Annotated in this window: 10 protein-coding genes; 4 read left to right on the top strand and 6 right to left on the bottom strand. The window is 72.3% G+C overall.

The window, feature by feature from the left end:
* Positions 1–67 (top strand): ALF repeat-containing protein (locus ACFRQN_RS37425; RefSeq protein WP_380745021.1); only part of this gene is annotated, 67 nt, incomplete at its 5' end.
* 154 nt (positions 68–221) lie between these two features.
* Here the strand turns inward: ACFRQN_RS37425 and ACFRQN_RS37420 are convergent.
* The 3 genes from ACFRQN_RS37420 to ACFRQN_RS37410 form a co-directional block, all read right to left on the bottom strand.
* Positions 222–2,492: a tetratricopeptide repeat protein gene (locus ACFRQN_RS37420; protein WP_380745018.1), complete on the bottom strand. Its 2,271-nt coding sequence runs from the start codon at positions 2,490–2,492 to the stop codon at positions 222–224.
* A gap of 44 nt (positions 2,493–2,536) precedes the next feature.
* A complete protein-coding gene (locus ACFRQN_RS37415; protein ID WP_074002806.1) occupies positions 2,537–3,016 on the bottom strand; it encodes a hypothetical protein in 480 nt (159 codons plus the stop codon).
* A gap of 196 nt (positions 3,017–3,212) precedes the next feature.
* Positions 3,213–4,049: a hypothetical protein gene (locus ACFRQN_RS37410; RefSeq protein ID WP_380745016.1), complete on the bottom strand. Its 837-nt coding sequence runs from the start codon at positions 4,047–4,049 to the stop codon at positions 3,213–3,215.
* 283 nt (positions 4,050–4,332) lie between these two features.
* Between ACFRQN_RS37410 and ACFRQN_RS37405 the strand changes: the two genes are divergently transcribed.
* Positions 4,333–4,896 carry a YdeI family protein gene (locus ACFRQN_RS37405; RefSeq protein ID WP_380745014.1) on the top strand — a complete coding sequence of 188 codons (564 nt, stop codon included), beginning with the start codon at positions 4,333–4,335 and terminating at the stop codon, positions 4,894–4,896.
* Between the two features lie 99 nt (positions 4,897–4,995).
* Here ACFRQN_RS37405 and ACFRQN_RS37400 read toward each other — a convergent pair whose 3' ends face one another.
* Positions 4,996–5,976: a YafY family protein gene (locus ACFRQN_RS37400; RefSeq protein WP_049651711.1), complete on the bottom strand. Its 981-nt coding sequence runs from the start codon at positions 5,974–5,976 to the stop codon at positions 4,996–4,998.
* A gap of 115 nt (positions 5,977–6,091) precedes the next feature.
* Here ACFRQN_RS37400 and ACFRQN_RS37395 point away from each other — a divergent pair, with 115 nt between their 5' ends.
* Positions 6,092–7,051, top strand: a complete 960-nt coding sequence (locus ACFRQN_RS37395) for an alpha/beta fold hydrolase (protein WP_380745011.1) — start codon at positions 6,092–6,094, stop codon at positions 7,049–7,051.
* A gap of 103 nt (positions 7,052–7,154) precedes the next feature.
* Here the strand turns inward: ACFRQN_RS37395 and ACFRQN_RS37390 are convergent, their stop codons facing one another.
* Positions 7,155–8,210, bottom strand: a complete 1,056-nt coding sequence (locus ACFRQN_RS37390; protein ID WP_380745009.1) for a hypothetical protein — start codon at positions 8,208–8,210, stop codon at positions 7,155–7,157.
* 221 nt (positions 8,211–8,431) lie between these two features.
* Complete coding sequence (locus tag ACFRQN_RS37385) at positions 8,432–9,073, bottom strand: TetR/AcrR family transcriptional regulator C-terminal domain-containing protein (protein WP_380745007.1); 642 nt, start codon at positions 9,071–9,073, stop codon at positions 8,432–8,434.
* Between the two features lie 58 nt (positions 9,074–9,131).
* Here ACFRQN_RS37385 and ACFRQN_RS37380 point away from each other — a divergent pair, with 58 nt between their 5' ends.
* Positions 9,132–10,688, top strand: a complete 1,557-nt coding sequence (locus ACFRQN_RS37380; RefSeq protein ID WP_380745005.1) for an FAD-dependent monooxygenase — start codon at positions 9,132–9,134, stop codon at positions 10,686–10,688.
* The last annotated feature ends 72 nt before the right edge of the window (positions 10,689–10,760 follow it).

Below are 10,760 nucleotides of genomic sequence, written 5' to 3'. Positions count from 1 at the left end.
GAAGGCGATCGACGGCACCCCGGAGGATCTCCGGTACTTCATCACGGTCGGCCAGTACCAGGTCTGACCCGCCGGTGGGGGCGCCCCCCGCCGGGGGGGGGCGCCCCCCACGGGTCCCTCCGCCGAGGCCTGCGACACATCCGGCTCCAGCCGACCCTCGTCGAGGGAGGCCTGACCGGTACCGGTCTGTCATTCGCCCCACCGACTCCGCCCTGGGAACCTCAGTAACGTCGCCACCTCCTCTTCTGCTGCTGCCGCCAGTGGGTGAGGTTCTGCCGAGTGGCGGCGATGTCCGGATGGTCCGGACCGAGGTGGCGCAGTTGCTCGTCCAGAAGCTCTTCCAGGGCTGCCACCGCCGCGCGCACATCGCCGGAACGACCGAGCCAGAAGGCCAACGCCGCCCGGGTCTTGAAGGTGACCGGACGGTGATCGGGAGTCCGGAGGTACCGCCCGTACGGGTCTTCCTCCGGTCTGCCGTGCAGTACGTGGAGCTGGTCCCTCAGCAGGCCGGCCAGCACCTTGACGGCCTTGCGCGGGTCGCCCGACTCCCCCAGCCAGTGTCCGTATCCGTAGCGCAGGTCGAAGAACGCCGCGAACCGCCGCCCGAACCTGCCCGACGATGCCTCGACGATCTGCCGGTAGGCGAGTGCGGCCCCCGCGGGATCGCCGCTTCGACCCAGCCAGTCGGCGGCCTCGGCCCGCAAGGCGTATTCGTCGAACACGTCGACCGGCCTGTGGTCCTGGCCGTGTTGTTCGTCGTCGACCAAGTCCCGGAAGACAGCGGCGACTTCGACCAGGTCGCCGTTCTGCGCCAGCCAATGGGCCAGACGCCGACGCAGCTTGGTGACACGTTCGGCGCTCGCGGGCCACAGGAGGCCGTACAACCCGGGCGGCACGGCGGCCGACTCGCGCACCTGGACGTCGATCACGCCACGGTATTCCGCGATGGCGCCGGCGAGGTCGCCGGCTGCCGCGCAGGCCTCGGCGAGGGCGGCCCTGACCTCCCCGGTCCCAGGATGATCCGCGCCCGCCTCCTCGGCGACCCCGGCCAAGAACGATCGGAGGTAGGCCACCGCCTGCTCAGGCCTGCCCTCCGCCACGAGGGTCTCGCCCATCCGGACGGCCAGCTTGTTCTCCCGGTAGCCCAGTCTGCGCCGGTACGGCCCGCGCAGCAGTGCCCCGAGGTTCCCGTGCAGTGTCGCCGCCGAGACCTCGGGCGGACTCGGCGGGTTCGCCCTCCTCGCCCCGGAGAGCAAGGACTCGACCTCCTCCGCTCTGAGCGCCTGTCCGTAGAACGCGTCGTACCTGGGCTCCCAACCGCGCTCGGGGTTCACCACCGTCCCGGCCAGGAGTGCCTCGACGGCGAGGTCGATCGACTCGTCCGACCGGTGCGCCGGCACGCTCTCGTGGGCTGCCCGCTGCACCAGGGGGTGGACGCGGACCCTCCGCTGCTCGTTCGAAGGGTCGTGCTCGACCAGGCAGCACCGGTGCAACAGGTCGAGCAGCCGGTCGCTTCCGGTCTCCTTGGCCTCTTCCCCGGGCTGTCGCAGGGCCTGCCCGGTGAGCCTGTCCACCACGGGCCGGGGTACTCCCGCCGGGTCCAGCGGAGCGAGCAGTTCCAGCAGCCGCCTGGCAGCCGGATCAACCTGTCGCAGGGCCTGGTCCCAGATGTGCGGGAGTGGTTCGCCCTGTCCGTCCGGCAGCCTGCCCGGGGCCGGCACCAGGTCGGCCAGCCGGTGTTCCCCGTCCCGCAGCCGGTCCAGGTACTCCGCGCAGCTCAGCCCGGTGCCGGTCAGGTACCGGGCGGCCTGCGCGAGGGCGAGCGGAAGGCGACCCAACTCCTCGGCCAGCACCGAGAGTTGCCCGGGCGACTCGGCCCGGTCTGCGGTGTTCAGCACCGCCGTGAGGTAGTCGTGGGCCTCGGCGGGGCTGAACACGGGCACGGTGACCACGTGCCGGTCCGACCCCTCGCGCGCCACGTCCCGGCGCCAGCTGGTGATCACGGTCCGCCCGTGCGGGTCGTCCGGTGGCCAGAGCCCGCGCAGGTCTTCGGGGTCGGCCAGGCCGTCCAGCACGATCATCCAGCGCACCGTCTGCCCGGCTCCGCCCGGCCGCAACCAGGCGAGGAACTCCCGCGCACCAAGCTCGGCGTCGCCCGGTTCGGTGCCGTTCAGTTCGGCCATGGTCCGGGCGTAGGCGGCCAGGATCGCCGCCCGGCTACCGGCGGCGGCCCAGACCAGCAGGTCGAGCCGCCCCTGCTGCCAGGCGGTGCGGGCTTCGTACGCGGCCAGCTGGGTCTTGCCGACCCCGGCGGTCCCGAGCAGGACCCGGTATCCCGCCGGTGCGTCGGGCAGGGGCCGGTGCTGGAAGCGGTGCGCGGCGTTCGGCACGACGCCGACCTGGAGCGGGTAACCCGCGGGCGCCCGACGACCGGTGAAGTACGACACCTGGTCCGCGTGGCCGACCGCGACGCTGTGGTTCTCCGCCCGCACCTCGGCGCCGGACGGCGCTGCTGGGCTCTGCTCCGCCGGTCCGTTCAGCCCTCGGTCGGATCCGGCACCGAAGGGCGGCCGATGGACACACCCCCGTGGATCACCCCGGCGGCGACCGAGCCGCGATCGGCACTGACCTGCACGTTCCCGCCGACGGCCAGCCCGCCGGCCCCGGCCGAGACCTGGGAACCCCGGGCTGCGGCCTCCTCCAGCAGAGCCCGCAGCGCCTCGCCGGCCCGCTCCCGCTCCTCCTCCGGCAGAGCCTCCAGGAAGGCCTCGAACCTGGCCTGCCAGGAGGCCTCCTGACGGATCCGGAGCCGCTCCAGCTGCCCGGCCTCGGCGCCGGCGAGCTCGGCAGCGGTGCGGTCGAGCCGCTCCAGTTCGACGGTCTCGCGCCCACCGTCACCGCGGCCGAACCAGTCCGCCACCTTGCGCCGGAAGCCCTCCCAGGCCTCTGTACCGGCGGCGGTCATCACCGCCGTTCCCCCTGCCGCGGCCAGTGCGGTCAACGCTTCGGACAGCATCCGAGCCCCCTCGTGTCGACGTCTGTGTCCTCGACCGTACTACGGGAGCTCCATGACGTCGTATCAGTCCGCCGGTCGACCGGTTTCGGGACCGGCCTCGGAGCGGGGACGCGGCGGGCCCCGCACGCAACTCCCGGGAGGCCAGGAGGGGTTCACGTGCGGGGCGCCGCTCGGATACGGGTGGCGGGTGCCGGGGTCAGCCCGCGGCGCAGCCGCCGTTCCGGCAGTCCTGCCAGGGGTCCCAGGGGCCGCCCGGAGCCTGCTCGGAGATCCGGGCCGTCCACGACGTGGCGTTCCACATGTGCGCGAGCACCGTCAGCCGCCCGTCCGCCGACTGCGTGACGGAGGAGGGAGTGGCCACCCCCGCCGGGAGCGGGCCGGATCCCAGATCGTTCCAGGAGCCCCAGACCCCGGGGGCGCTCTGCTCGTTGACGTACAACCGCGGGCTGCCCGAGCCCTGGTAGACCTCGAAGAAGGCCAGCGTGCCGTCCGCCCGCTGGAAGGCCACCGGTGGCCCGAAGAACCTCGGCACGCCCGCCCCGGCGGGGCCGAAGGGCTCGGGCGCCGACCACGGACCGTCCGGGCCGGCCTGGTGGATCCGTACCAGGACCGACGACTGGTATCCGATGGTGAACACCTCCAGGGCGCCGTCGGCGTCCGCGGCGGCGGTGAGCACCAGGTTCTGGAAGTTGAGGCTCATGCCGTTGACCTGGCTCCAGGCGCCGAACGGGCCGCCGGGGGCGGACTGCGTCCGGTACCAGATGGTCTGGCCGGTGGCGTAGTCGGTCGAGAAGACCGCGAACCGCGCCTGGGTGCCGTCGGGACGGGTGACCGTGGTGGACTGGCCCTCGGTGCCCGGGGGAGTTCCGGTGTCCCTCGGCAGGCCCGTCTCCGCGTCCGGTGCGGCGAGCACCGACGCCGGTGCCCCTGTCCGCACCTGCGCCTGCGCGGTCGGTGCGAGGAGGCCCACCGCACTGATGAGTGCGGCGCAGACGGTGGCCACCGCCGAGAATCGCCGTGGGCTCTTCGGCATCGCTGGTTCCTGCCTTCCGATCGGTCGTCGAGGCCCGGCCGGGCGGGGCGCGGGCTGCCGGCCATCCTGCCCGCCAGGGCGACGGGTTCGGGCGCCCGCACCCGGGAATGGCCTGAACACGCGGGCCGCACCCGTACACCGTGGAGTCCACGGCAACCGTCCACTCCCCCCGGCCCACCGCATCGTCGACCTGAACGTGTTCCAGTAGCTTCGCCCAGGTCTCGGATTGTCGCACCCGACGGGTTCAATGGAACCGACGAGACGACCGACGGGAGCACCGCGCATGGAACCAACCTTCTTCTCAAGTCCTGAGGAGTTCCGGGACTGGCTGGAGGAGCACCATGCGACTGCCTCCGAATGCCGGGTGGGCATGTGGAAGAAGGGAACGGGCAAGCCCACCCTGAGCTGGTCGGAGGCGGTCGACCAGGCCCTGTGCTACGGCTGGATCGACGGCCGGCAGAGCCCGATCGACGACTTCTCCTGGACGATCCGGTTCACCCCGCGCAGGCCGCGCGGCAACTGGAGCCAGGTCAACCTCCGCAAGATCGAGGAGCTGACCGCGCAGGGGCTCATGCGGCCGGCCGGCATCGCGGTGTTCGAAGCCCGTGACCGGGACCGCGAGGAGAAGCCGGTCTGGGAGTTCGAGGCGGCGCAGCTGGCTCGTTTCCAAGCGGAACCGCGGGCGTGGGAGTGGTTCAGCGGGCAGGCGCCGTCCTACCGCAAGTCGGCGATCCACCATGTGATCAGTGCCAAGCGGGACGAGACCCGGGAGCGGCGGTTGGACCAGCTGATCGCCGACAGCCTGGAGGGGGTGCGGCTCAAGCCGTTCCGGCGACCCGGAACCTGAGGGCCCGGCAGGCCCGCCGACTCGTGACCAGGCGACTGTCGGAACGGACGAACCCACCCTGTTGAACGGAACTGTTCGCGAAGCCCTGCCTCGTCCGCTTCAAGACGGGTGAAGGTCTCCGCGGGTGCGCGGCCGGCCGTATCGTTCGACGAGGGCGTTGCCGATCGAGGCCAGGTGGTCTCGCACACCCGGAGGGCCGGTCACCTCGACCCATTCGACCAGCCCGGAGAGCTCGCCGGCGAGGATGTACTCATTGGGGCCGCGGATCACGACCTCGATGCGGCCATCGGTCGTGGAACCTCCCACGTCGAGCCGGTCGCCGAGCGCCATCCGGAGTATGCCTATCCCGTCGGGTGTGCATACCGCCTGGACCTCCAGCGGCGTTCGTTTGCGATCGACCTCTTCGGCGATCTCATTCCAGCTCTCGGCAAGGTCGAAGTCCCCGGGTCGGTGCACAGGGTCGCCGGTCGGGTCAGCGGACGACACGCGGTCGATCCGGAAGACCCGTCGGCCGGTCCCGGTGTTGGAGACGAGGTACCACACAGGACCTTTGGCGACGATGCCCAGCGGGTGGACGGTTCTCCGGGTTTCGACGCCTTTGCTGTCGACGTAGCCGAGCGACACCTGGACGCCGCTGATCACCGCGTCCTGGAGTTCGTCGAGGAAGCGCGGCGGCCGGTGCTCGATCCGGCTCGCCCCCCATCGCTGCGGGTCCACGACCAGCGACGCCGCCGCTGCCTCGGCCTGCACCTGGAAGGGCTTCGGCAGGGCATGGACGAGCTTGCGCAGGGCTGCCTTCATCGCCGGCGTCGCATCCGAGGCCGGACCGACGGCCAGGAACAGGGCGCGGGCCTCACTGGCGGTCAACCCGGACAGGTCGGTACGAGCGCCGCCCACGAGGCGCCAGCCGCCACCTCGGCCCTGTACGGAGTACACGGGCACCCCGGCCATGGCCAGGGCGTCGAGGTCGCGGCGGGCGGTGCGCTCGGAGACGTCCAGCTCTCGGGAGACCTCTGCGGCTGTCACCTGCTCGCGCCGTTGGAGCAGGAGGAGTACGGCCACCAGCCGATCGGATCGCATGCTGACAAAAGTCTCATGGAAACCGGTCATGGGGTGACCGGTTTGGGGAGCACGATGGCGACATGGCCTCATCGAGGAGGTCGACCGCCGGCGAACGCCCCAGAGAGGAAATGCAGTGTTCAATCCAGCAGAATTTCCCGAGCCCACCCTCGTCCAGGTCAACGGTGTGGAGCTCGAAGTCTTCGAGGCAGGCCGAGAGAACAAGGGCAAGCCCATCGTGCTCTGCCACGGCTGGCCGGAGCACGCCTTCTCCTGGCGTCACCTGATGCCCGTCCTCGCAGCGACCGGCTACCACGTCATCGCACCGAACCAGCGGGGCTATGGCAACTCATCCCGCCCGACCGAGGTGACGGACTACGACATCGAACACCTGACGGGTGACCTCGTCGCGCTCCTGGACCACTACGGCTACGAGGACGCCACCTTCATCGGCCATGACTGGGGTGCGTTCGTCGTCTGGGGGCTGACCCTGTTGCACCCCGACCGGGTGAACAAGCTGATCAACCTGAGCCTGCCTTACCAGGAGCGCGGAGAAACGCCGTGGATCGAGGTCATGGAGACCTTCCTCGGCGGCGACTTCTATTTCGTCCACTTCAACCGGCAGCCGGGCGTCGCGGACGCCGCATTCGATGCCAACACCTCCCGGTTCCTCCGCAACCTCTACCGGAAGAACGTGCCCCCCGCATCCCCAGAACCGGGCATGGCGTTCATCAACCTCGCCAAGGCGGAAACAGCACTCGGTGAGCCCGTCATGAGCGACAGCGACCTGGCCGTCTACGTCGCCGCGTTCGAGACGTCGGGATTCACCGGCGGCATCAACTGGTACAGGAACCTCGACCGCGACTGGCACCAGCTGGCGGACGCGGACCCGATCATCAAGCAGCCCGCCCTCATGATCTACGGCGACCAGGACTTCGCGATCCCGAGGTTCGAAAGACTGGCAGAGTTCGTGCCCAACGTGGAAGTGGTCGGCCTGGACTGCGGTCACTGGATCCAGGAGGAAATGCCGGAAGAAACCAACCAGGTGATTTTGGAATGGCTGGAGCGGCAGGGCTGGAGCCTGTCCGACAAATGATCACCGAGCGGGTGCATTGCTCGGTCCAAATTGCCTTGCCGTCCTGACGTCGGCCAGTAGGCGTCACCCGTAGGCGTCACGGCCCCGCGTGCGGGCGGCACCGTCAGGGCCGTCCCCGCTCCGCGATGGACCGGGTGACGGCGGCCAGGTGGTGGGAGGTCTCCCAGGCGCGCCGCTGGCTGGGGCCGCCGGGACCGGCCGCGAGGCCGTCGGCCCGGAGGCGGATCTCACCGTCCCCCCAGGACAGTTCGTCGTTCGTCCGACCGCCGAACCAGACCTCGGCCCGGGTGAGTTCGCGGCACAGCCGGAGCGTGTCGATCCCCGCCATGCCGACGGCCCGCACGACGTGCCAGTGCCGCCCGCTGGTGTAGCGCAGGTTGACGGGTGCGGCTCGCACGCGGGCGGGAGCGGGCGGCTCGGGGTGGGTGACGCCGTGGTCGCCGAAGTCGGGCGGTCGGCCTCCGGCCCGCCCGGCGACGCGCTCCCAGAGGTCGAGGTCGTGGCGGCGCAGCGCGGTGAGGACGTGGGGCGTGACGCGGCGCAGGGACGGCGGGAACGCGCCGCCGGCGAGCGCGATGCGCCGCCAGGGCAGTGCGCGGGCCCAGGCCAGGACCTCGGTTGCCCGTGGCACGAGGCCGGTGACCGTGTCGGCGTCGGGGAGGTAGCCGGCGTCGAGCAGCAGGTCGGTGTCCGGCGGCTTGAGCACGACGGCGTCGAGGGTGCGGCGGACGTCCTCGGTCAGTTCCCGGGGGCCGTGGGGCAGGTGGTTGAGGTCGACGCGCAGGCACCCTCCGGCGCCGTGGGCGAGCTGGGCCTGGCGGGTCTCGTCGAGGGAGCCGTCCGGGTCGGTGGTGCGGAAGGCGGGGACGAGCGTGTGGAGCCACTCGCGGAAGGCGTCGCTGAGCCAGCGCATCGCGTGGCCGCGGAAGCCGGTCCCCACGGCGCCGTACTGCCAGAGCTGCCCGCAGTCGACGGTCACGGTGAGGTTGCCGGGCAGGTGGTCCCCGGCGTGGTCGGCGAAGGTCTGCACGACGTCGGCCAGGCGCTGGTCGGGGTGGACTTCGAGGAGCGGGCGGATGCGCGCCTGGACGTCGGCGCTGATGTTGCGAAGGGCGATGAACTCGCCCGCCTTGCCACGCAGGATCGGTACGTACTCCATCGGCATCCCCCTGCTGACGGTGGCGCGTGCGTTACCCGGGGTTACTGTCGCCCCGCCAGTGTGCGACGCCCGCCGCCGTCGCACCAGGGCGCGCACCCGGCGCAGCGGGCGGGCGTTCACCACCGGCGTCCACCGGAGCGCCGGGTCGAGTCCGTGCCGCATGACGAAAGCCGGACGGCCTGCCGGTCGTCGTGTCCGGGCCCCGCCGCCCGGAGCCCGCGTCACCCCTCCTCGGCCTCCCGGAGGGGGCGCAGCAGCTGGTCGAGGCCGAACTCGAAGCGCTCGTCGAACGCGGTGTCCTCCATGTGCCGGGCCACCCGGTCGAGCGCGGGGTAGCCTCCGTCGGCGAGTGCGGGGCCGAGGGTGTGCTCCTCGTCGGAGGCGCGGAGGGCCTGTTCCTCCTGGGTCAGGCCGAGCGTCAGGTACTGGATGCTCCAGAACGTCCAGGCGGCCCGGCGTTCGTCGAGTCCGGTGCTGAGCAGGGCCGCCACGACGTGGTCGGCGAAGCCGAGGGTCGCGGGTTCGGCGGCGTAGGTGCCCGCGACGACGGCCGCGCCGTCGCGGTGGGCGAGCAGGCTGCGGCGGTAGCGGCGGGCCAGTTCGCGCACGCGCTCGGCCGGGGCCTCGGGCAGGTCGGAGAACCGGACCTCGGCGACGATCGCCTCGGCCATCAGCTCCAGCAGCCGGGCCTTGGTCTTGGCGTGCCAGAGCACGGTGTTCATCCGTACGCCGAGGCGTTCGGCCGTGCCGCGCAGGGACACGGCGTCGGCGCCCTTCTCGTCGAGCAGTTCGAGCGCGGCGTTCACCACGGCGGTCGGGTCGAGCCGGGGCCGCGCGGTGGTCCGGGGTTGATTCTTGGTCACCGACCAAGTGTACTGGAGGAGCCATCGTTGGTCAGTGACCAAGAAAGGGGGCTTCGCCATGTCCGAAGCCACGCACACCCGCACGCACGCCTCCGCCCCCGACACCGCACCGGACGCCACGCACCCGGTCGTCATCGCCGGCGGCGGACCGGTCGGCCTCTGGCTCGCCTGCGAGCTGCGGCTCCACGGCGTGGACGTGACCGTGCTGGAGACCCGGGCCGAGCCCGACCCGCACTCCCGCGCCCTCACCGTCCACCCGCGCAGCCTCGAACTGTTCGCCGCCCGGGGGCTGGTGGCGCCGTTCCTCGCCGAAGGACTGCGGGTGCCCAGCGGACACTTCGCCTCGCTCACCAGCCGGATGGACTTCTCCCGGCTGGACACGCCCTACCCGTTCACCCTCGCCCTGCCGCAGGCGCGCACCGAGGAACTCATCGCCGCCCACGCCGAGGCCGTCGGCGTCCGCCTGCTGCGCGAGCACCGGGTGACCGGGCTGACACGGCACGAGGACGCGGTGACCGTCGACGTCGACACCCCGGCCGGGCCCCGGCAGTTGCGCGCGGCCTACCTGGTCGGCTGCGACGGCAGCCGCAGCACCGTGCGCACCGCCGCCGGCATCGGCTTCCCCGGCACCTCCGCCACCCGGTGGGCCTGGATGGCCGACGTCGTCCTCGACGCGCCGCCGGCCGCGCACTCCGTCTCCAACGAGCACGGCACCGTCATGGTCTTCCCGCTGCCCGACGGCCTCCACCGCGTGGTCGGCAACGACGCGCGGAGCGTCCGGGAACGGCTCGAGACCCCCACCGTCGAGGAGCTCCGCACCCGGGTCCGACGGATCACCGGCACCGACTACGGCATGCGCGACCCGCGCTGGATCTCGACCTTCGGCAACGCCACCCGCCAGGCCGAGCACTACCGCCACGGCCGGGTCCTGCTCGCCGGCGACGCCGCCCACACCCACTTCCCCGCCGGTGGCCCCGGCCTCAACGTCGGCCTCCAGGACGCCGGCAACCTCGGCTGGAAGCTCGCCCAGACCCTCGCCGGCACCGCCCCCGACGGCCTGCTCGACAGCTACCACGCCGAACGCCACCCGGTCGGCGCCGAGCTGCTGCGCAGCACCCGCGCGCAGACCGGCCTGATGACCACCTACACCCCGGAGAACCTCGCCATGCGCGACCTGCTGGGCGAACTCATCGCCGGTGTCCCGGAGTTCTCCGACACCCTGGCCCTGCGCTCCGCCGGGCTCGCCGTCACCTACCCGCCCGCCGACCCGTCCGGCGCCCACCCGCTCACCGGCACCCGCGCCCCCGACCTCCCCGTCCACGGCGGCGGCACGCTGCTGCCCCTGCTGCGCCGCGGCCGCTACGTCCTGTTCGACCTCGCCACCGCCCCCGGCGCCCCGTCGCCGCTCGCGCCGCTGGCCCACGACGTGACGCCCGGCCTCGACGTCCGCACCGCCCCGCCGGCCGGCGACCGCCCAGCGGGCCACCGCCCGGCCTGGTCCGGCGTCACCGCCGCCCTCGTCCGCCCCGACGGCCACCTCGCCTGGCTCTCCACCGAGGCCGACGTCCGCGACGCCGCCCGCGACGCGGTCACGGCGACCCTCGCCCGCCGGTAGCCGCCGACCGCGGCCGTGCGGGCGCGAACGCGCGGGGCGGTGGTCTTCGCGGAGTTCCCCACCGTGAAGACC

Source organism: Kitasatospora sp. NPDC056800 (assembly GCF_042789775.1).
In the GTDB taxonomy this organism is placed as follows: Bacteria; Actinomycetota; Actinomycetes; order Streptomycetales; family Streptomycetaceae; genus Kitasatospora.
Note: the sequence above shows the minus strand (reverse complement) of the source record. Positions and strands in the feature narration are given on the sequence as shown.